Origin of the sequence: Aliarcobacter butzleri, assembly GCF_900187115.1 — a bacterium.
In the GTDB taxonomy this organism is placed as follows: domain Bacteria; phylum Campylobacterota; class Campylobacteria; order Campylobacterales; family Arcobacteraceae; genus Aliarcobacter; species Aliarcobacter butzleri.
The window spans coordinates 286,138-312,537 of sequence record NZ_LT906455.1 but is presented as its reverse complement, the minus strand read 5'-3'; the positions used below and the strand labels follow the sequence as shown (position 1 = coordinate 312,537).

25 protein-coding genes are annotated in these 26,400 nt (G+C 29.3%); 20 read left to right on the top strand and 5 right to left on the bottom strand.

The features are described 5' to 3' along the window. Positions 1 to 131 precede the first annotated feature (131 nt). From CKV87_RS01575 to CKV87_RS01480, 20 genes are all read left to right on the top strand, one after another. Complete coding sequence (locus tag CKV87_RS01575; protein ID WP_004510373.1) at positions 132 to 494, top strand: NADH-quinone oxidoreductase subunit A; 363 nt, start codon at positions 132 to 134, stop codon at positions 492 to 494. Then, positions 485 to 1,000, top strand: coding sequence for an NADH-quinone oxidoreductase subunit B (locus CKV87_RS01570; RefSeq protein ID WP_004510372.1), 516 nt, complete (start codon positions 485 to 487; stop codon positions 998 to 1,000). The genes CKV87_RS01575 and CKV87_RS01570 overlap by 10 nt, the downstream gene beginning before the upstream one ends. Continuing rightward, entirely contained in the window at positions 993 to 2,627 is a 1,635-nt protein-coding gene (locus CKV87_RS01565) for an NADH-quinone oxidoreductase subunit D (RefSeq protein WP_012012152.1), read from the top strand. The genes CKV87_RS01570 and CKV87_RS01565 overlap by 8 nt, the downstream gene beginning before the upstream one ends. Then, the gene (locus tag CKV87_RS01560; protein WP_004510370.1) at positions 2,627 to 3,112 is read left to right on the top strand and encodes a complex I 24 kDa subunit family protein; all 486 of its coding nucleotides are present in this window, start codon (positions 2,627 to 2,629) and stop codon (positions 3,110 to 3,112) included. Before CKV87_RS01565 ends, CKV87_RS01560 begins: the two co-directional genes overlap by 1 nt. Next, entirely contained in the window at positions 3,102 to 4,352 is a 1,251-nt protein-coding gene (nuoF, locus tag CKV87_RS01555; RefSeq protein ID WP_012012151.1) for an NADH-quinone oxidoreductase subunit NuoF, read from the top strand. Before CKV87_RS01560 ends, nuoF begins: the two co-directional genes overlap by 11 nt. 24 nt (positions 4,353 to 4,376) lie before the next feature. Then, positions 4,377 to 5,663, top strand: coding sequence for a citrate synthase (locus tag CKV87_RS01550; RefSeq protein WP_004510368.1), 1,287 nt, complete (start codon positions 4,377 to 4,379; stop codon positions 5,661 to 5,663). Positions 5,664 to 5,699: 36 nt separating this feature from the next. Further along, positions 5,700 to 7,136, top strand: a complete 1,437-nt coding sequence (locus CKV87_RS01545; protein ID WP_012012150.1) for a 2Fe-2S iron-sulfur cluster-binding protein — start codon at positions 5,700 to 5,702, stop codon at positions 7,134 to 7,136. Further along, on the top strand, positions 7,133 to 8,407 hold the full coding sequence (locus CKV87_RS01540) for a complex I subunit 1/NuoH family protein (protein ID WP_012012149.1): 1,275 nt from the start codon (positions 7,133 to 7,135) through the stop codon (positions 8,405 to 8,407). The genes CKV87_RS01545 and CKV87_RS01540 overlap by 4 nt, the downstream gene beginning before the upstream one ends. Before the next feature lies 1 nt (position 8,408). After that, a complete protein-coding gene (locus CKV87_RS01535; protein WP_004510365.1) occupies positions 8,409 to 8,909 on the top strand; it encodes a NuoI/complex I 23 kDa subunit family protein in 501 nt (166 codons plus the stop codon). Next, complete coding sequence (locus tag CKV87_RS01530; protein WP_004510364.1) at positions 8,909 to 9,430, top strand: NADH-quinone oxidoreductase subunit J family protein; 522 nt, start codon at positions 8,909 to 8,911, stop codon at positions 9,428 to 9,430. Before CKV87_RS01535 ends, CKV87_RS01530 begins: the two co-directional genes overlap by 1 nt. Positions 9,431 to 9,433: 3 nt before the next feature. Beyond that, complete coding sequence (nuoK, locus tag CKV87_RS01525) at positions 9,434 to 9,745, top strand: NADH-quinone oxidoreductase subunit NuoK (protein ID WP_004510363.1); 312 nt, start codon at positions 9,434 to 9,436, stop codon at positions 9,743 to 9,745. Position 9,746: 1 nt separating this feature from the next. Beyond that, entirely contained in the window at positions 9,747 to 11,633 is a 1,887-nt protein-coding gene (nuoL, locus tag CKV87_RS01520) for an NADH-quinone oxidoreductase subunit L (RefSeq protein WP_012012148.1), read from the top strand. A gap of 1 nt (position 11,634) precedes the next feature. After that, positions 11,635 to 13,122: a complex I subunit 4 family protein gene (locus CKV87_RS01515; protein ID WP_012012147.1), complete on the top strand. Its 1,488-nt coding sequence runs from the start codon at positions 11,635 to 11,637 to the stop codon at positions 13,120 to 13,122. After that, the gene (locus CKV87_RS01510) at positions 13,119 to 14,639 is read left to right on the top strand and encodes an NADH-quinone oxidoreductase subunit N (protein WP_012012146.1); all 1,521 of its coding nucleotides are present in this window, start codon (positions 13,119 to 13,121) and stop codon (positions 14,637 to 14,639) included. The genes CKV87_RS01515 and CKV87_RS01510 overlap by 4 nt, the downstream gene beginning before the upstream one ends. A 197-nt stretch (positions 14,640 to 14,836) precedes the next feature. Further along, positions 14,837 to 15,637, top strand: coding sequence for a fumarate reductase cytochrome b subunit (locus CKV87_RS01505; protein WP_004510359.1), 801 nt, complete (start codon positions 14,837 to 14,839; stop codon positions 15,635 to 15,637). Continuing rightward, entirely contained in the window at positions 15,637 to 17,622 is a 1,986-nt protein-coding gene (locus tag CKV87_RS01500) for a fumarate reductase flavoprotein subunit (RefSeq protein ID WP_012012145.1), read from the top strand. The genes CKV87_RS01505 and CKV87_RS01500 overlap by 1 nt, the downstream gene beginning before the upstream one ends. After that, the gene (locus CKV87_RS01495) at positions 17,622 to 18,353 is read left to right on the top strand and encodes a fumarate reductase iron-sulfur subunit (protein WP_012012144.1); all 732 of its coding nucleotides are present in this window, start codon (positions 17,622 to 17,624) and stop codon (positions 18,351 to 18,353) included. The genes CKV87_RS01500 and CKV87_RS01495 overlap by 1 nt, the downstream gene beginning before the upstream one ends. A gap of 99 nt (positions 18,354 to 18,452) precedes the next feature. Further along, the gene (locus CKV87_RS01490; RefSeq protein WP_012012143.1) at positions 18,453 to 20,804 is read left to right on the top strand and encodes a dynamin family protein; all 2,352 of its coding nucleotides are present in this window, start codon (positions 18,453 to 18,455) and stop codon (positions 20,802 to 20,804) included. Further along, a complete protein-coding gene (locus CKV87_RS01485) occupies positions 20,804 to 22,828 on the top strand; it encodes a dynamin family protein (protein WP_012012142.1) in 2,025 nt (674 codons plus the stop codon). The genes CKV87_RS01490 and CKV87_RS01485 overlap by 1 nt, the downstream gene beginning before the upstream one ends. Before the next feature lies 1 nt (position 22,829). After that, positions 22,830 to 23,264: a hypothetical protein gene (locus CKV87_RS01480; protein WP_012012141.1), complete on the top strand. Its 435-nt coding sequence runs from the start codon at positions 22,830 to 22,832 to the stop codon at positions 23,262 to 23,264. 16 nt (positions 23,265 to 23,280) lie between these two features. On the opposite strand, the gene CKV87_RS01475 is transcribed toward CKV87_RS01480, so the two are convergent. The 5 genes from CKV87_RS01475 to ndk are packed head-to-tail and all read right to left on the bottom strand — an operon-like array spanning position 23,281 to position 26,292. Next, positions 23,281 to 24,282 carry a beta-ketoacyl-ACP synthase III gene (locus CKV87_RS01475; protein ID WP_012012140.1) on the bottom strand — a complete coding sequence of 334 codons (1,002 nt, stop codon included), beginning with the start codon at positions 24,280 to 24,282 and terminating at the stop codon, positions 23,281 to 23,283. Between the two features lie 26 nt (positions 24,283 to 24,308). Beyond that, on the bottom strand, positions 24,309 to 25,310 hold the full coding sequence (gene plsX, locus CKV87_RS01470; protein ID WP_004510350.1) for a phosphate acyltransferase PlsX: 1,002 nt from the start codon (positions 25,308 to 25,310) through the stop codon (positions 24,309 to 24,311). Next, positions 25,310 to 25,462 carry a 50S ribosomal protein L32 gene (gene rpmF, locus CKV87_RS01465; RefSeq protein ID WP_004510349.1) on the bottom strand — a complete coding sequence of 51 codons (153 nt, stop codon included), beginning with the start codon at positions 25,460 to 25,462 and terminating at the stop codon, positions 25,310 to 25,312. Before rpmF ends, plsX begins: the two co-directional genes overlap by 1 nt. 11 nt (positions 25,463 to 25,473) lie before the next feature. Continuing rightward, positions 25,474 to 25,851, bottom strand: coding sequence for a hypothetical protein (locus tag CKV87_RS01460; RefSeq protein ID WP_004510348.1), 378 nt, complete (start codon positions 25,849 to 25,851; stop codon positions 25,474 to 25,476). A gap of 27 nt (positions 25,852 to 25,878) precedes the next feature. Beyond that, complete coding sequence (ndk, locus tag CKV87_RS01455; protein ID WP_004510347.1) at positions 25,879 to 26,292, bottom strand: nucleoside-diphosphate kinase; 414 nt, start codon at positions 26,290 to 26,292, stop codon at positions 25,879 to 25,881. Positions 26,293 to 26,400 lie beyond the last annotated feature (108 nt).

The following is a 26,400-nucleotide window of genomic DNA, read 5'->3' as shown; positions in this document are numbered from 1 at the left end:
TTTTTATAAAGTATTACCTTTTTTCTCACTATTATTTATAATTGCTTAGAATTTGGGGTAAAAACTTTGTTAACTTTAAAAAAAAAGTGTACAATCACTTTACGACTAAATTTTAGATAGGAAAAAGAAAAATGTCAACGGAATTAATATTAGCTTCCACAATTTTCATTGCAATAGCACTAGTTCTTGCTAGCGTATTTGTTTTAACAAAATTTATTGGTCCAAGAAATGAAAACTCTGAAATGAAAAACAGTGTTTATGAAAGTGGTATTACAACTCCAATAGGAACTACTAATATCAGATTTTCAATAAAATTTTATTTAGTTGCAATTTCATTTTTACTATTTGACGTAGAGATTATTTTTATGTTTCCATGGGCAATAAATGTTGTAGAATTAGGATATGCAGGATTGTTTAAAATGTTTGTTTTCATGGGATTACTATTTGCAGGATTAATTTATATTTATAAGAAAAAGGCTTTATCATGGGATTAGGAGTTGAGTCAAAATTAGGTGATTCTATTGTTACAACTAGACTTGATCATGCTGTAAACTGGGGAAGATCTTATTCTTTATGGCCAATGGCATTTGGAACAGCCTGTTGTGGTATTGAGTTCATGGCAGTTGCTGGTGCAAAATATGACGTTTCAAGATTTGGAGCAGAAGTTGTAAGATTTTCTCCAAGACAAGCTGATTTATTGATTGTTGCTGGAACAATTTCATATAAACAAGCACCTATTTTGAAAAAAATTTATGAACAGATGTGTGAACCAAAGTGGGTTATCTCTATGGGAGCATGTGCCTGTTCTGGTGGTTTTTATGATAACTATACAACAGTTCAAGGAATTGATGAAATTATTCCTGTTGATGAGTATGTAGCAGGTTGTCCTCCTCGTCCTGAAGCTGTTCTTGATGCTATTATGAGAATACAAGAAAAAGCAAAAACAGAATCAATTATAAAAGATAGAGTAAAAGAGTATAAAGGATTTTTAGATGCTTAATTGTGATATGTTAATTGATTCAAAAGAGTTAAAATCAACTATTTCAAAACTGAAAAATGAAGATAACTACACTATATTATTAGATGTTACTGCTGTTGATTATTTAAAATTTCCTGACGTTACTCCTTCAAGATTTGCAGTTATTTATATCTTAAGAGATTCAACTTTTACAAAAGAAATTACAATAAAATCTTATGTAGATGATAATACTTTAGAAATCGATTCACTTTATGATTTATATGAGTCAGCAGATTGGGCAGAAAGAGAAACTTTTGATCAATATGGAATAAAATTTGTTGGTCACCCAAACTTAAAAAGAGTTTTAAATCATCACCAATTTATTGGTCACCCTTTAAGAAAAGATTACAAAATCACAAAAGGTCAAATTTGTACAGAAACTGAAGATTTAATGGATGAAATGGTTCCAAAATTAAAATCTAAAGGTTATAAAAAAGAAGAAATTGATGATTTAATGCTTCTTAATGTTGGACCATCACACCCAGCAAGCCACGGAACAATTAGAAACTTTGTTGCAATGGAAGGTGAAACAATCACAGCTTGTGTAACAGAAATTGGTTACTTGCATAGAGGTTTTGAAAAAGCTTGTGAACATCACACTTATTCACAAATCATCCCTTACACAGATAGATTGAACTACTGTAGTGCTATTTTAAATAATATTGGTTATTCAAAAGCTGTCGAAGAGATGTTAGGAATTGAAATAACTCCTCGTGCAAAAATGATAAGAGTTATAATTGGTGAATTAAGTAGAATTTTAGATCACCTTGTTTGTAATGCTGCAAATATGGTTGACTTAGGTGGACTTACAAACTTCTGGTACCTTTTCTCACCAAGAGATATGGCTTACGATTTATTATCAAAATTAACAGGAGCTAGATTAACTAATACTTATACAAGAATTGGTGGTTTAGAGTTTGATTTATATGATGGATTTGATAAAGACTTAGAAGAAGTTTTAAAGGCAGTTGAAAAAGGTGTTGAAGATGCTTTATCTTTAATTGCTCACAATAGAATCTATCATGATAGAACACAAGATGTTGGAGTTATAAAAGCTGATTTTGCTTTAAGAAATGGTATTTCTGGACCAAATTTAAGAGCAGCTGGTGTTGCTTGCGATTTAAGAAAAGACAAACCATACTATGGTTATGAAAATTTTGATTTTGATGTAGTTATAGGAAGTCATGGTGATGTTTATGACAGAATGATGTGTAGATTTGAAGAGATGAGACAATCTACAAAAATTATTAGACAAGCTATGAAAAATCTTCCAGATGGGGCAATCAATGTTTATGCACCAGGTGTTATTCTTCCTTCTAAAAAAGATGTTTATGGAAACATTGAAGGTTTAATGAATCAATTTAAATTAACTTTTGAAGGGATCCAAGTTCCAAAAGGTGAATATTACAGCTTTAGTGAAGCGGCAAATGGAGAATTAGGATTTTTCATTGTAAGTGATGGAAGTGGTAGACCATATAAAGTAAAATGTAGACCACCATGTTTTTACTCTTTAGCAGCTTATTCAAAAATTGTTGAGGGAACAATGCTTGCAGATGCTGTTGTTACGATGGCTAGTATGAACTTTATTGCAGGGGAGTTTGATAGATAATGAATAGTTTTAAATATACAAGCGAAAATGAAATAAAATTCCAAGAATACGTATCAAGATATCCTAAAATAGATTCTTGTATGTTGCCTGCACTTTGGTTAGTTCAAGAACAAGAAGGTTGGGTTAGTCCAGAAGCTATGGTTTATGTAGCTGATAGATTAGGAAAAACTCCTATTCAAGTATATGAAGTTGCAACTTTTTATACAATGTTTAACTTAAAACCAATAGGAAAATATCACATCGAATTATGTAAAACAGTTTCTTGTATGGTTTGTGGAGCAAAAGAACTTAAACAATATATAAAAGATGTATTAGGTTTAGAATCTGGACAAACAAGTGCTGATGGTTTATTTACATTTACAGAAGTTGAATGTCAAGGTGCTTGTGGTGATGCACCAATGATTGCATTAAACAATGTTTATCATGGAAAATTAACAAAAGAAAAATTAGAAAAAATAATTTGGGAGTGCAAAAATGCTAACTAAAATCGTAAGTAAAAATTTTGATATCCCAAATTCTCATAAATTAGAAGTTGCTCTAGCAAATGGAAGATATTCTTCTATAGATAAATTATTTACTATGAAACCTGAAGAAGTAACTGCTGAAGTTACAAAATCAGGACTTAGAGGAAAAGGTGGTGGTGGAGCTGCTTGTGGACCAAAATGGGAACTTATGCCACCAGTTGATGAAAGACCAAGATATTTAATAGTAAATGGGGATGAGAGTGAACCAGGTACTTTTAAAGATAGACAAATTTTCCAATATGATCCTCATATTTTAATAGAAGGAATTATTTGTACTTGTTGGGCAATACAAGCAAATCACGCTTATATTTACATAAGAGGTGAATATAAATTTTTTATAGATAGATTAAATGAAGCTATAAAAGAAGCTTATGAAGCAAAAATTATTGGTGATAAAATCATGGATAAATATGATTTTAAAGTTGATATTACAGTTCATAGAGGTGGTGGAGCTTATATTTGTGGTGAAAAATCAGCACTTATTGAATCTTTAGAAGGTAAAAGAGGTCATCCAAGACTTAAACCACATGGAAAAGAGTGTGAATGGTTCTTTGATAATCCTGCAACTGTAAATAACGTAGAAACTATCTCTTCAGTTCCAAATATTGTAGAAAATGGAGCGGAAGGTTATACAAAATACGGTACAGAAAAATCTCCAGGAACAATGCTTTTTGCAATTTCAGGGCCTGTTAAAAATCCAGGTGTTTATGAAATGGCATACGGGAACAAAATGATTGATTTTCTAAATGTTCTTGGCGGAGGAATGCTTGAAGGCAAAAAACTAAAAGCAATTATCCCAGGAGGTTCATCATGTCCAATTTTAACAGCTTCAGAAGTTGAAAAAGCTGTATTGGACTATGAATCAATGTGGGAGATTGGTTCAACTTTAGGTACAGGTGGAATGATAGTAATAGATGAAGATACTTCAATGGTAGAAGTTGCAAAAAATATTATTGAATTCTATCACCATGAATCTTGTGGTCAATGTACTCCATGTAGAGAAGGAACTGGTTGGATTGATAAAATTCTAAAAAAAGTTATAGCTGGTGAAGCTTCAGATAAAGATCTGAAAACTATAATGGATGTTTGTGATACTCTAAATGGAAAAACAGTTTGCGTTTTTGCACCAGCAGTAAAAGATATTATTGCAAGTATCGTAAAAAAATTCCCTGAAGAATTTAAAGCATATCTAAAAAATTAATTTAATTAAAAAAGAGGAGAAAAAATGCCAAAGAATACAATGACTTTTACAGATAATAGAAATGGTAAAACTTATGAATATAATATAGTTGATGGTACAAGAGGACCTAGCGTTGTAGATATATCTACATTTTATAAAGATTCTGGAATGTTCACTTATGACCCAGGTTACACTTCAACTGCTTCTTGTGAATCTAAAATCACATTTATTGATGGAGAAAATTCTGAGTTAAGATATAGAGGTTATGATATTACTGAACTTGCTGGAAAACACTCATTTTTAGATGTTGCTTACCTTTTAATGAGAGGGAAACTTCCAACACCAGAAGCTTCAAAAAACTTTGATTTAGAAATAAGACATAGATCTTTTTTAAATGAAGGTATTATTAGATTATTTGATGCGCTACCAGATGGTGCTCACCCAATGGCAACTATGGGAGCAGCAACTATGGCATTATCTGCATTTTATAAAGATCACTTACATTTAGAAGATGAAGATGCTTTCAAAATGATGAGAAGAAGAATTTTAGCAAAAATGCCTGTAATTGCAGCTATGGCATATAGAAATTCTATTGGTACTCCGCTTATTTATCCAGATGTAAATAGATATTTCACAGAAAACTTCTTATATATGTTAAGAGCATATCCAGGAGGAAGAATGAAATATTTAGGTGATGGGAAAAATCAAGAAATTACTCAAATCGAAGTTGATGCACTTGATGCAATTTTAACTTTACATGCTGACCATGAACAAAATGCTTCTACAACAACAGTTAGAAATGTTGGTTCTACTGAAGCTCACCCTTATGTAGCAATTGCATCTGGTATCTCAGCTTTATGGGGAAGTGCACATGGTGGGGCAAATGAAAAAGTTATGGATCAATTAAAATTAATTGGTGATGTTAAAAATGTTCCAACTTATATTGCAAAAGCAAAAGATAAAAATGATCCATTTAGATTAATGGGATTTGGACATAGAGTTTATAAAAATAGAGATCCAAGAGCTGAAACTTTAAAAGGATTACAAGATAAATTAAGAGAAAAATTAAATCTTGATTCAAAACTTCTTGATATCGCAGCAGCAGTTGAAAAAGCAGCTTTAAGTGATGATTACTTCAAAGAAAGAGGTTTATATCCAAATATTGACTTCTATTCAGGTGTAATCTTAACTGCATTAAAAATTCCTGTTGAAATGTTTACACCAATCTTTGTTATTGGTAGAACTCCAGGATGGTTAGCACAATGGTCTGAATTAAAACAAGATCCAAAACATAAAATTGCAAGACCAAGACAATTATATACAGGTAATTAAAAAAAAATTAAACACAAAGTGTAAGGGGTATTATTTATGGCTGAAGTTGTTAATATTACAATTAATGGTGTTCAAATGCAAGCTACCAAAGGTAGTTTGCTTATTGATAAATTATTAGATGAAAATATTCATATCCCTCACTTTTGTTATCATCAAGCGTTGGGAAAAGATGGAAATTGTAGGATGTGTATGGTTGAAATTGAGGGACAAAAAAGACCTCAAATTGCTTGTGATACACCAGTAAAAGATGGTATGGTTGTAAGAACAAAAGGTCAAAATATTGAAAAAGTAAGACGAGATATTTTAGAGCTTGAACTTATAAATCACCCAATTGACTGTCCTACATGTGACCAAGCTGGTGAATGTAAACTACAAGATTATTATATGGAATCAGGATTTTATGACTCAAGAGTAAACCTTGAAGTAAAAAATCATGCAAGAAAAAGAATTGACCTTGGTTCTAATGTTATGTTAGATCAAGAAAGATGTGTACTTTGTACAAGATGTGTAAGATTCTGCTCAACTATAACAAAAACAAATGAACTTGGAGTTATAAGTAGAGCTGACCACTCTGTAATTGGAACTTTTCCAGGTCGTCCTTTAAATAATCCTTATGCAATGAATGTTGTTGATTTATGTCCAGTTGGTGCATTAACAAGCAAAGACTTTAGATTTAAACAAAGAGTTTGGTTTTTAGAAAGTTTTGATGCTATATGTAATGGCTGTTCTAAAGCATGTAATATTCATGTAGATCATCGAAAAGAAAAATATAAAGATGATGTAATCTATAGATTTAGACCTAGAGTAAATAAAGCAATCAATGGTTGGTTTATGTGTGATGAGGGAAGATTGTCTTATACAAAAGAGAATGAAAATAGATTTGAAACTCCATTAATTAACAAAAATGAATCAGATATGAATAGTGTAAATGCTTCTATTTTTAAAGAGTTATCAACAAATAAAAATATTTTAATTTTACTAAGTCCAAATCTTTCTTATGAAGAAATACTAAATGCTAAAAATCTAGCTTCAAAATTAAATATCTCTATTAGTGGATATTCTCCAAATACTATTGATGAAACTTTTGGAGATGATTATCTTAGAAATAGTGATAGAAGTGCTAATAGAGCTTCATTTAAAGAGTTAGAAATTGATGAAACTAAAGAATTTTTTGAAGAAAAATTAAATAATTCTTCTTTAGTTATTATAATTGAAAATAGCTATTTTGAAAATAACCTAAAACTTCTTGAAAATAAAAAAGTTATCTCTTTCTTTAGTCATCATTGTTTAACAATTGGTTATTCAAATATAGCAGTTCCTGTTGCATCTTTTTATGAAAAAACTGGAACATATATAAATTGTGATGGAATTAAACAAAAAGTGGTTTCAAAAATGAATAAAAATGAACCAATAAAAACTATAACAACAATAATAGAAGATTTAAAATCAATGATTGAGAAGGGAACTCTATGAGTGATATAATTATAATCCTTGTAAATATTATTCTAGCCGTAGTTCTTGCAGTTGGACTAACTCCTCTTTGGGTTTGGTGGGAAAGAAGAATCTGTGGTTTTATTCAAGATAGAAGTGGTCCAAATAGATGTAATATTGGGCCTATGAGATTAGGTGGACTTATCCAAGCTCTTGCAGATATGCTTAAACTTGTATTTAAAGAAGATTTTACACCTTCTCATATAAAACACAAGTTTTTCTTTACAATAGCTCCTGTTATTGTATTTTTATGTTCTTTTTTAACTTTTGCAGTAGTTCCTTATGCTGATGTTTTAGTAATAGATGACAAATCTCATATCATGCAAGCAATTCCAAACCAATTAGGTATTATGTGGTTTATTGCATTTGCAGGACTTAGTGTTTATGGAATAATCTTAGGTGGTTATTCATCTGGAAATAAATATGGACTTTTAGGTTCAATTAGAGCCTCAGCACAAGTTATTTCTTATGAAGCTGCTATGGGATTAGCAATTATTTCTATGATTATCTCTTATGGTTCAATTCATTTAACAGATATGGTAAATGCTCAAAGTGGAACTTATTTAGGTGTTATTCCAATGTGGGGAATCTTTATTCAACCACTAGCTGCTATTATCTTTATTGTTTGTTCTTTTGCAGAAACAAATAGAGCACCTTTTGACTTAGCAGAAGGTGAATCTGAAATTGTTGCAGGTTATCATACAGAGTATAGTGCTATGAAATTTGGTCTTTTCCAAGTTGGAGAATATGCAGCTATGAGTGCATCAAGTGCAATCATTGTAACTTTATTCTTTGGTGGATATCAAATTCCTTGGATGGATACACAAACAATTCAAGCAAATATCAATTACGTAATTTTAGCGATTATTATTCTACTTCCAATTAAAATATTCATCTTTACTAAATGGATGAAAAAGAATAATAAAGCTATCGGTGAAGATAAATCAAGATTAAAAGAGACAAAAATATTAACTGTTTTATTTTGGTCAATTTGTATAATCGTTGTAGGTTTCTTAATCTCTTTTTTAGTTAATGGACTTGGAACAAATGGTGTAAATATAGCAACTGCTGTTATTCAAATTGGAACTTTTTTAATTAAGTTTTTTATGATGGTTTTTGTTTATATGTGGGTTAGATGGACTGTTTTAAGATTTAGATATGATCAATTACAAATGTTGGGTTGGAAAGTTTTAATTCCGTTAGCTCTTTTAAATATCGTAATAACTGCGATTATAGTTGTTGTAGGAAATTAATATGGGAATAAAAGTAGTACAAAGACACGGTAAATCGTTTAAAGATAGATTATATTTACCTGGTATTGCAGGTGGAATGAAAACAACTTTTAAACATTTTGTTAAAAATTTAAAAGATGTAGAAAGTATCAATACTTTACAATATCCAGAAGTTCAACCAACAGATATTACTGATAGATATAGAGGTGTTCATAGACTTACAAAGTTTGATGATGGTAGTGAAAAATGTGTAGCTTGTTTTATGTGTGCAACTGCATGTCCTGCTGAATGTATCTTTATTGAAGCTGAAGAAAGATTCGATGAACACAATGAAAAAAGACCTAAAGAGTTTAAAATCGATTTATTAGAGTGTGTATTCTGTGGATATTGTGTTGAAGCTTGTCCTTGTGATGCGATTAGAATGGATACAGGAATTTTTTCATTTACAGCGTCAAAAAGAGAAGATTTTGTATTAGACAAAAAAGCTTTAATGGCTAATGAAAGATCAAAGGATTTAAAATAATGGTTGATTTAATATTTATTGCTTTAGCATTTTTTGCAATCACTGGTGCTATTGCTATGATTGTATACAAAAATCCAATGTTTAGTGCATTAGGTGTATTAATTACAATGTTAAGTGTTGCAGGTATGTTTGCACTTTTAAATGCAACTTTCTTATTTTTAGTTCAAATTATAGTTTATGCTGGTGCAATTATGACTTTAATTTTATTTATCTTAATGTTCTTAAATATTAAAGAAGAAGATTTACCACATGAACCAAATAAATATAAGTTAATAGCACTTGGTGCTGTTATTATGATTCCTTTGAATGTTTTAGTTTTAAAAGCAGTTTCAAATCTTCCACAAAAAGATTTCAACATAGTTCAAGGTGATTTTGGAGATATAAAACCTGTTGGAATAGAACTTTATAATCACTGGATTGTTGCATTCGAATTAATCTCAATTTTGCTTTTAATTGCACTTGTTGGTTCAGTTGTTCTTGCAAAAAAAAGAAAATCTAAAATTATAAGCAAGGAGGACTAATTTATGGTATCACTTACTTCTTATGCCTTTGTTTCAATGATGTTATTTTCAATTGGAGCAATAGGTGTTATAGCAAGAAAAAATATTTTTGTTATATATATGTCAATTGAAATGATGTTAAATGGTATAAACCTATTTTTAATAACATTTGCTAGATATCACTTTAATATTGACCCTCAAATTATTACGGTTATGGTTATTTCAATTGCTGCTGCTGAAGCTGCGATTTTCTTATCAGTAATAATTTTATTATTTAGATCAAAAAAATCTTTAAACACAGATGTATTTACATCTCTAACTCAAGGAGAAAACTAATATGAATACATCTGCTTTAGTTTGGATTATTTTAGCTCCTTTATTTGGTGCTATACTTAATGGTTCATTATATTTCTATCATATTAAAAAAAGCAAAATTTCAGAAAATTATTTTGCTTTAATTGGAACTATTACTCCATTAATTTCATTCTTAATTACTTTAAGTTTATTCCTAAGAATGCTTGAAGAAAAAATCATATTTAAACAACATATTTTTACTTGGTTAAATGTTGATAAATTAAATATTGAAATGGCATTTTTAGGTGATAATTTATCAATTTTTATGTCTATGTTTGTAACTTTTGTTGGTTGGCTAATTCATATTTATGCAATTGGTTATATGAAAGGTGATGATGGATTTGGTAAGTTCTTTGCTTACTTTAACCTTTTCTTAGCTTCAATGTTAATCCTTGTATTAGCAGATAATCCAATAATTTTATTTATTGGTTGGGAAGGTGTTGGAGTTTGTTCATATCTTTTAATCAAATTTTATTATGGTAGTAAAGACAATGTTATTGCTGCAAATAAAGCATTTATAGTAAACAGAGTTGGTGACTTTGGATTTTTACTTGGTGTTGTAACTTTATTTTTTGCTTTAGGTCAAGTTGATTTATCATTTGGAACTATTGAAGCAAATATAGGAAATACTACAAATAGTTTATTGATTCTTTCAGGTTTTTTACTTTTTGTAGGAGCAATGGGAAAATCAGCTCAAGTTCCACTTTATGTTTGGTTACCTGATGCAATGGCAGGACCAACTCCAATTTCAGCTTTAATTCACGCTGCTACGATGGTAACAGCTGGGGTTTATATGGTTGCAAGATTCCATTTCTTATATGCTGGAATTGAAGAAATTGGAATATTTATAGCTTATATTGGAGCAATTTCTGCACTATTAGCCGCAGTTATTGCAACTAAACAAACGGATATAAAAAAGATTCTTGCATATTCAACAATGAGTCAATTAGGATATATGTTTATTGCTGTTGGTTTAGGTTTTTATTCAACTGGACTGTTCCACGTATTTACACATGCTTTCTTTAAAGCAATGTTATTCATGGGAGCTGGTGGGATTATTATAGCACTTCATCACGAACAAAATATATTTAAAATTGCAAAGCATAGAGCAAATCTTCCTATTATTGGATTAACATTCCTAATTGGGGTTATTGCAATTTCTGGAATTCCACCATTCTCTGGATTCTTCTCAAAAGATGCTATTTTAGCAGCAGCTTTCCAAGAAGGACAATATTTAATTTATGGAATTGCTTTATTTACTGCATTCTTAACAGCATATTATATGTTTAGAATGTATTTTATAGTTTTTGTTGCACCAAATCATCATGATGTTGATTATGTTTATACTTCAAAAACTATCACTTTACCACTTCTAATCTTAGCTATTGGTGCAGTTGGAGCAGGATTTTTAAATCTTCCTTCTATTTTTGGAGGAAATCATTTTGTTGATACTTGGCTTGGACAATTAAATTCAAAAGTTATCCACTTAGACCATTCAACAGAATATATCTTAATGATATTATCTGTTGTTGTTGCAGCTTGTGGTATCTTTGTTGCATATAAAAAATATGCTAACTTTGATCTATCAAAAGAAGAAACTGAAACTGGTTTTGTTGGTAGAAAACTTTATGTTGATGAACTTTATGACTTCTTATTTGTTAAATCAGCAAAAGCTATTTCAACGTTTATAGATAAAGTTCTTGATGATAAAATAATTGATGCGTTTATTATGAAATCATCAATCTCTTTTGTAAATGTTGGTAAAAAAGTAGCGATGATACAAAATGCAAATGTTAGATTCTATGCTGTATTTATGCTTATTGGAATGACTTGTATTTTTGTATATTTATATATTACACTAGGATTATAGTATGAGTTCAGATATACTTTCGTTTATTATATTTTTACCTGCTGTTGTAGCATTTGGTTTAATGATAACAACAAGGGATGTTAATGCAATTAGAAATATAGCTTTTTTAACAACAACTGTTATTTTAGGTTTAGTTCTAAAAATTTATATTGAATTTGATCCAAATTCTACTATGCAATTTGTTACAAATGTATCTTGGATTGAAACTTATGGTATTAATTATTATGTTGGATTAGATGGTTTTTCTCTTACAATTTTAATGATGATTGCTATACTTATTCCTACTTCTTATTTATTATTATGGGAAGGAAAAACTAAAGGTTATTGGATAAATATGCTTTTAGTTCAAACGGGAGTTACAGGAAGTTTATTATCTTTAGATGTTGTTTTATTTTATTTCTTTTGGGAAGTTATGCTTCTTCCAGTTTTCTTACTTATTGGACAATATGGATTTGGAAATAAAGTATTTACAACAATAAAAGTAACTGTTTATACAATGGCTGGATCACTTTTAATGTTAATAGCAATTTTATATCTTGGTGTTGCTTATTATAGTGAATTTGGAACTTGGTCGTTTGCTTATGATAAATTAATGACAATTTCAACTCTTGATTATTCTACAAAAGCTTGGTTATTCTTAGCTTTTTTAGCTGCATTTGCAATAAAAATTCCAATTTTCCCATTACATACATGGATTATGGAAACTTATAAAAATGCACCAACAGGAGCAGTTTTTTTACTATCTTCTATTATGGCAAAACTTGGAGTTTATGCAATCGTTAGATTTATGATTCCAATCTTCCCTGATATTTATGTAGAATTTTCAACTTGGTTTGTAGCTATTGGATTATTTGGATTAATCTATTTTGGAATTGCTGCACTTATGCAAGATGATATAAAAAGAATGTTTGCTTATTCTTCAGCATCTCACCTTAGCTTTATCTCAGCAGGTATTTTTTCATTAAATGCTTATGGTATAAATGGTGCTTTATATTTAATAATTGCACATGCTATTGCAACTGGTGCTTTATTCTTACTTGTAGGATTAATGCAAGAACAAACAGGATTTAAAACAATCAAAGATTTAGGTGGAATTGCTAAAAAAGCTCCTATCTTTACATTTATTTTTGCAGTTATGTTATTTGCAAACGTTGGACTTCCTGGAACAAATGGATTTGTTTCTGAACTTTTAATAATCTTTGGTATATATGAATTTAATGCTTATTTAGGTTATATTTCAGCACTTACAGTAATAATTGGAGCTTCATATATGTTATGGATGTTTCAAAGAGCTATCTTACAAGATAGACCAGAAGGTGCACCTGAACTTACAATGAGAGATTTAAAAATTAAAGAAATTATAGGATTAGCTCCTTGGGTTATTCTAGTTTTTGTTATGGGATTCTATCCAGAAATTTTTATGGATAAATTTGAACCAACAGTTACACACTACCTACAAGATATTCTACAAATTGGAGCAGCAAAATGAGTCAATTTTTATATTTAGTACCAACACTTACTATTTTAGTTGGTGCATTAGTGCTTATGTTTATGAGCATGTATGATAAATTTAATATTAAAAATCATATTTTTGCATCTTCAGTATTTTTAATTATTGCTTTACTATTTGCACTTAGTAATGTAAGTAATTCATTTTCAGTTCAACCATATGAAAGTTTTTTAAATAATGTTTTAACTTTTGATAGTTTTTCAAATTTTTTCAATATTCTATTAATTGCTGGAACTTTATTGACTTTATTAATTGGTGAACATTATTTTCAACATAGAAGTTATTTTAAAGGTGAGTTTTTCTCAATTTTATTATTTGCTCTATTTGGAATGATGGTTTTAGCACAAGCAAATGAACTAATCACTGCATTTATTGCTTTAGAAATTGCATCATTTTCTATTTATATTATGGTTGGTTATAACTCTGATGATTCAAAAAGAGTTGAAGCTATTTTTAAATATTTAGTTTTAGGTTCATTTATTGGAGCTTTTTATCTTTTAGGTATGGTTTTAGTTTATGGAGCAACAACAAGTACAAATTTAGCTGATGTTTCAACATTTATAGCAACTGCAAATCAACAAGATATGATACTTGTGTACATTGGTTTGACTTTAATACTATTCACATTTTTATTTAAAATTGCAGCATTCCCATTCCAATCATGGCTTCTAGATGTTTATAGAGGTGCGCCTATGATTATTACTGCATATATGGCATCAACATTTAAAATTGCAATTTTCTCATTCTTCTTAAGAGTTATACTAGATTATATCTCTCCAATTATAGATTTCTGGGACACTATACTTTCAGTAGTTATAATATTAACTTTAGTATTTGGTACATGGTTAGCAGTAACTCAACAAATTGTAAAAAGAATGTTAGCTGCATCATCAATAGTTCACACTGGATATTTGCTTTTAGCTTTTATCGCATTAGGTTATAAAGATGGTCATTTAATAAATATTGACTCAGCATACGCTGTAATGTTTTATTTAATTGCTTATTTATTATCTGCTCTTGGAGCATTTGGATTGGCTTCTCACATTATTTCAGAAACTAATGTAAAAGTTACATTTGATGATTTTAAAGGTTTAGCAAAACAAAGACCATTTTTAGCAGCAATGATGACAATATTTTTATTATCACTTGCAGGAATTCCATCAACAATAGGATTTATTGGTAAAATTTATGTATTTACTGAAGCAATTGCTTCTGGATATACTCTTCTTACAGTTATTGCAATATTAGCAACTATTGTTTCAGTTTACTACTATTTTAGACTTATTGCAGTAATGTATTTTTATCCTGCACCAGATAATTGTGAAACTGAAGAGTTTGACGATAAAAGAGTTTCAACTTATGCAATAATGTTTGTTGCAATTTTAACAGTTTTAGGTGGAATTGGTTCAGCAATCGTATTCTTTATACCTGCAATGAATATTGATACTTTAATAAACTTCTCACAAGTAGCAGTACAATCTTTATTTATTAGATAATTGTGTTATAAAGTAACATAATTATCAATACTCATTATTAATTATAAATCTATAAAATCCCCCTTTGGGGATAATTTGTAACTTTTTTACCATTTTATATTGAAAAAAACTCAAAAAATAGCCTTTTCATTGAAGTAATTTTAAACTTATATTTTGCTATCATTTACTAAATCTAAAATCGCAAGAAAGGATAGCAAATGAGTGACCTAATAGAAGGTTATTTAGGGAAAACGGAAGAAGGGAAGAAAAGTAGATTACCTGCAAAACTTGATTTTATCCAAAGTTTTACTGGTGGTTTCTTAGCTTTATTTATGTGGGCACATATGATGTTAGTTGCTTCAATTTTAGTATCTAATGATTTTATGTATGCCGTTACAAAATTATTAGAAGGTAGCTTTATATTTGAAGGTGGAAATCCTTTACTAGTTACAATCGTTGCAGCTGTTATATTTACAATTTTTATTGTACATGCTGCTTTAGGAATGAGAAAATTACCTGGTAACTTTAAACAATACCAAGTTATGAAAGCACATGCAAAAAGTATGAACCATGATGATACTAAACTTTGGTTTATTCAAGCATTTACTGGTTTTGCAATGTTCTTTTTAGGTTCTGTTCATTTATATGTAATTATGACAAATTCTGCTGATATTGGACCTTACGAAAGTGCAGATAGAATTTGGTCAGAGTATATGTGGCCTTTATATATTCTTTTATTATTAGCAGTTGAATTCCATGGAACAATTGGTCTTTATAGATTGTGTGTAAAATGGGGTTGGTTTGATGGAGAAAATCCAAAAGCAACTAGAAAAGCATTAAAAAAAGTAAAATGGGTTCTAACAGTATTTTTCTTAGTTTTAGGATTTGCTTCACTTGCAGCTTATATGAAAATAGGTTATGAAAATGCTAAAAATGGAACAGTTGGTCAAAAATATACTCCAACTGCACAAATAATGAATTACAATCTGACAAATAAAAGTCTTGGAGGAATCGCATAATGAAAATTAATTACTGTGACGCATTAGTTATTGGTGGAGGACTAGCTGGACTTAGAGCTGCTGTTGCTGCACAAAAAAAAGGCTTAAGTACTATAGTTTTATCATTGGTTCCTGTAAAAAGATCTCACTCAGCTGCTGCTCAAGGTGGTATGCAAGCATCTTTAGGTAACTCAAAAATGTCTGATGGTGATAATGAAGATTTACACTTTGCTGATACTGTAAAAGGTTCTGACTGGGGATGTGATCAAGAAGTTGCTAGAATGTTTGTACACACTGCACCAAAAGCTATTAGAGAATTAGCCGCTTGGGGGGTACCTTGGTCAAGAGTTAAAGCTGGTACTAGAGAAGCTGTTATCAATGCTAAAAAAACTACTATTACTGAAGATGAAGATAGACATGGTTTAATCACATCAAGAGACTTTGGTGGTACTAAAAAATGGAGAACTTGTTATACAGCTGATGCAACTGGACACACAATGTTATTTGGTGTTGCAAATGAAGCTTTAAAACATAATGTTGATATTAGAGATAGAAAAGAAGCTTTATCATTAATCCACGAAAATGGAAGATGTTATGGAGCAATAGTAAGAGATTTAATTACAGGTGAATTAGAAGCTTATGTTGCAAAAGGTACATGTATCGCAACTGGTGGTTATGGAAGAATTTTCAAACAAACTACAAATGCAGTTATTTGTGAAGGAACAGGAGCTGCTATTGCACTTGAAACTGGAATTGCAACATTAGGAAATATGGAAGCAGTTCAATTTCACCCAACTCCAATCGTTCCATCAGGAATTCTTTTAACTGAAGGTTGTAGAGGTGATGGTGGTATTTTAAGGGATGTTGATGGACATAGATTTATGCCTGATTACGAGCCAGAGAAAAAAGAACTTGCTTCAAGAGACGTTGTTTCAAGAAGAATGATTGAGCATATTAGAAATGGAAAAGGTGTTCCTTCTCCTTATGGGTATCACGTATGGTTAGATATTTCTATTTTAGGTAGAGAGCATATTGAGAAAAACTTAAGAGATGTTCAAGAAATTTGTCAAATCTTTAATGGTATTGATCCAGCTGATGAAGGTCCAAAAGGTTGGGCTCCAGTTCTTCCAATGCAACACTACTCAATGGGTGGTATTAGAACAAAACCAACTGGTGAATCTCAAAAATTATCAGGATTATTTGCTTGTGGTGAAGCTGCTTGTTGGGATATGCATGGATTTAATAGACTTGGAGGAAACTCAGTTTCTGAAACAGTTGTTGCTGGTATGATTATTGGTAACTACTTTGCTGATTATTGTTTAGAAAATGATGTTACTATTCCTACTAAAACTGTACAAAAATTCTTAGATGAGCAAGAAGCTTATATCGATGAAATTCTATCTTATAATGGAAATGAAGATATCTTCAAAATAAAAAATAGAATGAAAGAATTGATGGATGAAAAAGTTGGTATCTTTAGAAGTGGAGAACCACTAAAAGAAGCTGTTGAAGAGTTAAAAGACTTATTAGCAAAAACTAAAAAAATCAACATTAAATCAAAAGAAAGATCTGGAAATCCAGAACTTGAAGAAGCATATAGAGTTCCAAAAATGTTAAAAGTAGCACTTTGTGTTGCTAAAGGTGCTAGAGATAGAACTGAATCAAGAGGAGCACATTATAGAGAAGACTATTTAAAAAGAGATGATGCAAATTGGTTAAATAGAACTTTAACATCTTGGCCTTCAAAAGATGCATTAGAACCAGAAATCACTTATGAGCCATTAGATATTATGACTATGGAAATGCCTCCAGCATTTAGAGGATATGGTGCTAAAGGTATGATTATTGAACACGATTTATCAGCAGTTAGACAAGCTCAAGTTGATGAAATAACAGAAAAAATGCAAGCTGAAGGAAAAGATAGACACGAAATTCAACATGCATTAATGCCTTTTGATTTACCAATGAACTACAAAGAGAAAAATGAAAGAGCAGGAGATAAATAATGAGCACACAAAAAGGTAGAGAAATTACAATATCAGTTCTAAAATTTAATCCAAGAAGTAAGGTTTCTAAACCTCACTTCGTTGAGTATAAATTAGAAGAAACTCCAGGGATGACTCTTTTTATTGCATTAACACAAATTAGAGAAAATTTAGATCCTGATTTATCTTTTGACTTTGTATGTAGAGCTGGTATTTGTGGAAGTTGTGGTATGGTTGTAAACGGTAAACCATCACTTGCTTGTAGAACACTTGTTTCAAATTATCCTTCAGGAAAATTACAGTTAATGCCTATGCCTGCATTTGAATTAATCAAAGATTTATCTGTAAATACTGGTAAATGGATGGATGGTATGAGTAAAAGAGTTGAATCTTGGATTCATAATGACCACGAAGTTGATATTTCTAAATTAGAAGATAGAATTGATCCAGATGTTGCAAATGATACTTTTGAATTAGACAGATGTATCGAATGTGGTATTTGTGTAGCTTCTTGTGGAACTGCTTTAATGAGACCTAATTTCGTTGGTCCAGTTGGATTAAATAGAGTTGCAAGATTTGATATTGATCCACACGATAAAAGAACTGCAGAAGATTTCTATGAACTAATTGGTGATGATGATGGAATTTTTGGTTGTATGTCATTAATGGCTTGTGAAGACCATTGTCCAAAACATTTACCATTACAAAACAAAATTGCTTACTTAAGAAGAAAATTAGTAGCACTTAGATAAATATTACGAAGGATTTTATCCTTCGTAACTAAAAAAATAGAAAAAGTTAAATATCATAATAACTGATATTTAACTTTTTTTATTTAGGAGATTTTTTATATGAGTTTAGTTAATGACTATTTTTTATTATATCATGGTATAACATTCGAACAAAATTTAGATACTGAAGAAATTGATACTATTTTAAATGAAGATACTTTTACAATATTTGCTTTAATTCTTAGTGCAACAAGAAAAAACTGTGATAAGTATTTACCACTTACTTCTTTTAAAACTTTATGCCAGCAAATCAATGTCAAATCTCCTTCAAACATAACTGAATTAAATCATCTTCAACACAATATTGTTGATACAATTTCAAGAAATAAAACAAAAAATAATATTACTATTTTACATTCATCATTTGAATATTTAAAAAATGAAAACATTTTAAATAGCGAGCATTACAACAAACTTTTATCTTTATTTGATTTAAAAGAGCTTAATGTAACTGAAGAACAAAATCATATTTCAGTACAAAAAATTGATGATGAACATAAATCTTCATTTAAAGATTTAAAACATAATTTAGAAAATATTATCAATGAATTAAAAACTGATTTGACAAATAAAGAGATTTTAGCTGAATTAGAAAATACTCATAATTATTTAAACAATCAAAAATTCTCTATTGGAATTACTGGTGTTATGAATGCTGGAAAATCTACAATGTTAAATGCGTTAATGGGAAGAGAAATTCTTGGAAGTGCTGTTGTTCCTGAAACTGCAAACTTAACAATAGTAAAACACAATCCAACTGACAATGCAAAAGTTTATTATTGGAATGAACAAGAGTGGGATAGAATAAAAAAATCAGCTTCTCAACTAGAATCTATGAAAGATTTTGTTGAAGAAACAAATAAAATTTTTGGTGATAATTTAAAAAACTATATTAGACCAGTTTCAAGATTTGATGAGATTGATATAAAAGATTTATCTTCATATACTTCAGCAGAAGCAAGTGGCAAAAAATGTAATCTAGTAAAATATGTTGAACTTGGTTCAAAACTTGATTTTTTAAGTGACGGAATAGAAATTGTTGACACTCCAGGACTTGATGATCCAGTTATTCAAAGAGAAGAAATAACAAAAGAATATATCAGTCAATGTGATATGATGATACATCTTATGAATGTAAGTCAAAGTGCAACATTAAAAGATGTAGAATTTATAATTGATGCCCTACTTTATCAAAATATTTCAAAACTTTTGGTTGTTATTACAAGAGCAGATACAGTTTCAAAAGAGCAATTAGAAGAAGTTATAAAATATACAAAAACTTCGATTGAAAAACAGCTAAAAGCTCAAAATAAAGATTCTCAACTTGACTATATTTTAAAAACAATAAGATTTATTCCAATTTCAGGAAGAATGGCACTATTACATAGAACAGGTAGAGAAAAGGAAGCGCTTGATGCTGGATTTACTATTGAAGATACTGGTATTTTAGAAATTGAAAAATATCTAATGGATACACTATTTGGTACAAATTCACAAAAAGGTGAGTTAGTTGTTCAATCTACAAAAAATCAACTTCAAAAAGTTATAGAAAAACAAATATCATTTAATAACTATGAATTAACTTTATTGTCAAAATCTAAAGAAGAATTAGAAAAAGAGTTAGAAGAGTTTAATAAGAAAAAAGCTGTAAATACTAGAATATTTCAAGCAATGAGTGAAGATATAACTTATTATAAAAATGATGCAAAATCTTATATCGATTCATTAGAAACTTTTTTAGAAAGTGAACTTATTGATTTACAAACTGTTATTAAACAAAGAGTAGTAAGTGATGTTAAATACTCTTTTGAAAAAATGAAAAAAAGACCTGAAAATAGTAGAATAAAAGTTATAGTTGAAACTGCAATAAAAGATGGAATTATCGATGTAATTAGAGACTATCGATATAAATTTATCAAAAAATCTCAAACTATTGGTGAACAATGTGAACAAAAATATCATGATTTAGGTTTTGCAATTGGACATAAAAATGAAAATTTTGATGCTCGAGGATTTTTCCAGGAAGATTTTAAATCAGGATTTTTAACTTCAAATAATGAAGTTTTAATTTCTCAAATAATTGATGCTGTTTCAAAATCTAAAGATTCAAGAATTAATGAACTTGATAGAGAAATAGAAGCTTTAATTTCAACTCAATTTACATCAATTGAAGATGATTTAAAAGTAAAAGCTAAAAAAGTAAGTAATATGTTAATAGATTCATTTTTTACAACATTAAATGCTCCACTAAAACAGTTTGAACAAAAGTTAAAAAATGATGAAGAGACTTTACAAAATCAATTAAATTCATTTGAAGAAAATGATAAAAATAAAGATGTTATTTCTATCAATATTCATAAAAATATTAAAAAGCTTGAGAATATCTCTGCAACTATTAAAGGACTAAACTAATGAGTGCAAATTTAAATATATTAAAAAGTTTTGTTAATGAATTTAAAGAAACTTATACGGTTGTTGAAGCAATTTATGAAGATGGTTTAGTTGGAGATATAAGAAAAATTCAAGATAAACTTCTTGATGAAAAATTCTTTCCTTCAACTCAATTAAAAGCGATTTTAAATAAACAAATCAGACGTGCTCGTTATCCTATGGAAGTTGCTATTACTGGACAATTTAGTGCTGGGAAATCTACATTCTTAAATGCTTTGCTTTCAAGAAATATTTTACCAACAGGAATTACACCAGTAACTTCAAAAGTAAATTTTATAAACTATGGTGAAGAGTATAAACTAAAAATCACTTATTATTCTGGTGCTCAAGAATATGCGCCAATTGAAAGTATTGCTGATTTTACAGACCAAAGAGAACATGAGATGAAAGATATAAAATATCTTACTCTTTATGCTCCAATGGATATTTTAAAAGATATCTCTTTTGTTGATACTCCAGGACTTAACTCTCAATCGCAAAGTGATACAGATACAACAAGAAAAGTTTTAAGAGATGTTGGTGGAATTATTTGGCTTACTCTTATAGATAATGCAGGAAAACTATCTGAAGCTGAAGTTTTAGAAGAGTATATGCAACACTTTAAAAATAAATCTTTATGTGTTTTAAATCAAAAAGATAAACTAACACCAGAACAAGTTGAAACAACAACAAAATATGTAAGTGAAAAATTTGGAAAATACTTTGCTAAAGTTGTTCCTATTTCTGCAATGATGGCACTAGAAGGAAGAGCTCAGCACAAAGATATTTTACTTGAAGATGAATATACAAAAATTGTAAATCAATTTAAAAAAGATTTATTAGAAAAAAATGTTGATGAAATAGATTTTTTTGATAAAAGTTTCAAAGATTATAAAAATAAAATTAATTCTATTAAAAATCTTGATGCTACAACAAATACAGAACTTTTAAAAGAATCGAATATTCAAGATGTTTTAGATTTTATCAATGATACTATAAGACCACAAGCAGCAGAAGCAAAAGAGTTTGCTATTAAAAAAGATTTAAAAAGCTTTTGTGATATTTTAATAAAAGAGTATGAAACAATTATAAAAGTTTATGATGCTTTAGTTGATGTTTTAAAAAATTGCGAACCACTTGTAATTGAACATTTTGATACTATTCAAAAGAAATATTCTAAAGAACTTTTTACTATCTACAATTCATTAGAATCAATTATGGAAAAAATTGCTCATGAAACATATAAAAATATTAAAAGAAAAAAATCAATTAGATTTGAAGAATCAAAAAGCCTATTTGGAGAAAAAATAGAGAAGTTTGAATATGAAACTTTTTGGATTGATTCTGATGCAATTTATAAAGTTTTATTCTATGATGATCAAACAATTGACAAAATGTTTAAACGTTCAATCAAGCTACTTAAAAACGTAGAATTAAATAGTGATGAAGCTTTTAGAGAGGCTTATAGAATAATAAAGAATGATGTAGTTAAATGGCAAGAACCTTATGAACTTATAAGAAAACAAAGAGAAATTGCATCTGATATAGAATTTTCAAATACAAGACATTTTGCAGCTAAAGTTTATGAAAATGTTTTAAAATCTTTCCATAGAGCAATATTAGAAAATATTTCAGCATTAAGAAAGAAATTTGCATATTTTAATGGTGCTTTATCATATTCATATATCCAAACTACACAAGCAACAATTGCTCATTTTGAGCAACAAATTAGTGAATCTGAAGAGTTATATAAAAAAGAGCCTACAAGATTTGCAATTTCGCATCCAAGAGAAGATGAAATTATTGCTAAATTAAAAGCAAACTTTGGTTTTGAAAAAATCGAAGATTTTTTAACTTCAAAAAGAAACTATTTATTTAAGATTGTAAAATACTCAAAAGAGCAATATTTGGAAATAAATGAAGATAGAATCAAGTTTGTCCTATCTAAAAAAGAACAATATTTAAATAAAATAAAAGATTTAGAAAGAATAAAAGAGGAGATATAAAATGATAAAAGATATTATAGAAAATCCTAACTATAAAGAATTAATTGAAAAACAAATTCATGATATTATAGTTTTTCTATTAGATAACAATCAAGAGTTTTCAATAACAGCAAATATCACTCCAATTTCTTTTAATCCTGCTTTACCAGAAGAGATTAAATCACAACTACATAAATTCTCGCTATTTGTTTTAAGTAACTATACATACACAACTATTGAAATAAATGAAGAGTTTTTAAGTTTTGAAGCAGGTTTTGGAAGTGAAAACTTTGGAAGTATTGTAAAAATACCACTTCATGCAATCTTTCAAATAATCGTTGAAGATTCAATTTTATATTTAAATTCTATAGCAACAGTTGAAAAATTTAATAGAGATTTAGAGAAAAACTCATTCAATATATTTAAGAATAATCCGAATAATAAGAAATTTAATTAAAAGATGAACTTATTTTTCATCTTTTAATTGGAGCAAATTTAAATAAAGCACTACCCCAAGTTAATCCACCACCAAAGGCATCAAAAAGTATTGTGTCTCCAGCTTTTATTTTACCTTGTTCAAAAGCGTAGTTCATGGCCATAGGAATTGAAGCAGCTGAAGTATTTCCATATTTATCAACAGTAACTACAGTTTTTTCATCACTTAAATCTAAAGCTTCACCAACTGCTTTTATAATTCTATAATTTGCTTGATGAGGAATAAAATGATTTATATCTTCATTTGTAAGATTGTGTTTTTCAAGCATTGTTTTTACATCAGAAGTTAATGTTTTAACTGCAAGTTTGAAAGTTTCATTTCCTTTCATTTTTATACATGCCATTTTATTTTCTAAAACTTCTTGACTACAAGGATTTTTACTTCCTCCACCAGGAGTTTTAATTAAATCTTCATAGTTTCCATCGCTAGAGCAATTGATATCTATAATTGATTCACTTTTATCATTTGTTGCAGAAATTATAGCTGCACCAGCTCCATCACCAAATAGAAAACAAGTTGTTCTATCAGTATAATCTAAAATTGCGCTATATTTTTCTGCACCAACAATAAGTACATTTTTTTTCATTCCAGATTCAATAAATGCTTTTGCAACATTAAGTGCATATACAAATCCTGTACAAGCTGCACTTACATCAAAAGCCATAACATTAGAAAGTCCTAGTTTTGCAGCGATTAAACAAGCTGTTGAAGGCATACACAAAAAATCAGGAGTTACAGTTGCACAAATTACTAAATCAATTTCTTCTTTAGAAATCGCTGCTCTTTCAATAGCAAGTTCTCCTGCTCGTGCACCTAAATCTGACGAAGCTTCACCTTCATTTGCAATTCTTCTTTCTTTAATACCTGTTCTTTTTGTTATCCATTCATCACTAGTATCAATTATTTTTTCAAAATCTGCATTTGACATAATCTTTGGAGGAATATACGCTCCAATAGACCTAAAAGCTGCATAAATCATTAGACATATCCTTATTATTACAGTAATTAATCTATTTTATTACTGTATTCTACTAATCTTTGTTCTATTATACTATCTAAATTTGAACTCGCAGCATTAATTGCTTGAAATATTGCATTTTGAATTGCTTTTGAATTCGATTTTCCATGAGATATAATAACAGGTGCTTTTACTCCAAGTAATGGAGCTCCACCATATTCTGCATAATCAACTCTTACTTTCAAGTTTTTAAATACTTTTCTCATAAGAACTGCACCTGCAATTGAGATTAGAGATCTTTTTAAATTCTTTTTAATAATTTTACCTATTGTATCTGCAACACCTTCTGCAGTCTTAAGTAAAATATTACCTATAAAACCATCACAAACAACAACATCAACAGTTCCTTTGAAGATATCACTACCTTCAACATTTCCTGCAAAACCTGGAAGTTTAGATAATAACTTATAAGCTTCTTTTGTAACTTCATTACCTTTACTATCTTCTTCGCCATTACTTAAAAGACCAACTATAGGTTCATCAAGTCTTAATGCATATTGAGCATAAACTTGTCCCATAACTGCAAATTCAAATAAGTTTTTTGCATCACTATCAACATTTGCCCCAACATCTAAAACTAAAGTATTTTGATTTTCACTTGTTGGCATCAATGTTGCAATTGCAGGTCTAGAAACACCTTTGATTCTTCCTATTCTTAATGTCGCTAAAGACATAGAAGCACCAGAATGTCCAGCAGAAACAACTGCGTCAGCATTTCCTTCTCTAACTAATTCTATTGCTTTATAAATTGTTGAATCTTTTCTTTTTAATGCATCTGTTGCATTATCATGCATACTAATAACATCATTTGTATCTAGGATTTCAATTCTTGGTAATAAACCTTGTGGGATAAGAGGAAGAAGTTGTTCTTTATTTCCAACTGCTATTGCGGTAAAGTTATTGTTTTTTCTGAGAGCTAAAACTAAACCCTCAATTATAGGCTCAGGACCAAAGTCCCCACCCATTGCATCTATTGCTATTCTTAACATTAGTTTTTATATTCACCAGTGTTTGGATTAACCATATGAGGCATTTTCCAAGAACCATCACTATCTTTTACTGGTTTTTTTAACGTAATTTTATAATGAGTTCTTCTTTTTGCTGATCTTGTATGAGATACTCTTCTCTTTGGTACTGCCATTTTAATTCTCCTTAAAATTCTTTTTCAAAATTATCACTATTCTGTAAACAATTTTTACAAATATAATAATCGCTTTTTATGCTATTTAATTCACTTTCAATAATCTCATCAAAGTCAATTAAACTATTTTCAATTTCTATTACTAAAAATTCTTCTTCATTGCCTTTGTAAATTCCATCACTCAATAGTAATCTAAGTTCTTCATTAACTTCAACTATTTCTGAAACGCCACATCTACAGCAATCTATCGCAGTATTACCTTTTAATACTGCCTCAACTTTTACTAATGATGATGAAATTCTACAAAAAATACCTTCAATTTCTACTGAATTGAATTGAGTTAACAATTCTTTTGCAGTTTGAGGTACTTTTTTAAATTCAATTTTCATTATAAAAGTTATCCTTATATTAGATGATTAACAAATTTCTCTTTGTGCAAAGAAAAAAGCTATTTCATTTTTTGCATTTTCTAATGAATCAGATCCATGAACTGCATTTGCATCGATTGAATCAGCGAAATCTGCTCTAATTGTTCCAGCTGCTGCTTCTTTAGGATTTGTTGCACCCATTAATTCTCTATTTTTTGCCATTGCATTTTCACCTTCTAAAACTGAAACTACAACAGGTCCTGAAATCATGAACTCAACTAAATCTTTGAAAAAAGGTCTAGCTGCGTGAACTGCGTAAAAAGCTTCAGCATCTGCTTGGCTTAATTGTAATTTTTTTGTTGCTGCTATTTTTAATCCAGCTGATTCAAATCTGTCTAAGATTTTACCAACTACATTTTTTGCAACTGCATCTGGTTTGATGATTGATAATGTTTGTTCCATCGTTTATATTCCTCAATTTTTTTTAAGTCGCGGATTATACCCAAAAAAATAAAAAAAGGCAAGTAAATGAATACTCGCCTTTTAAAATAGATTGAAAATTATTAAAAT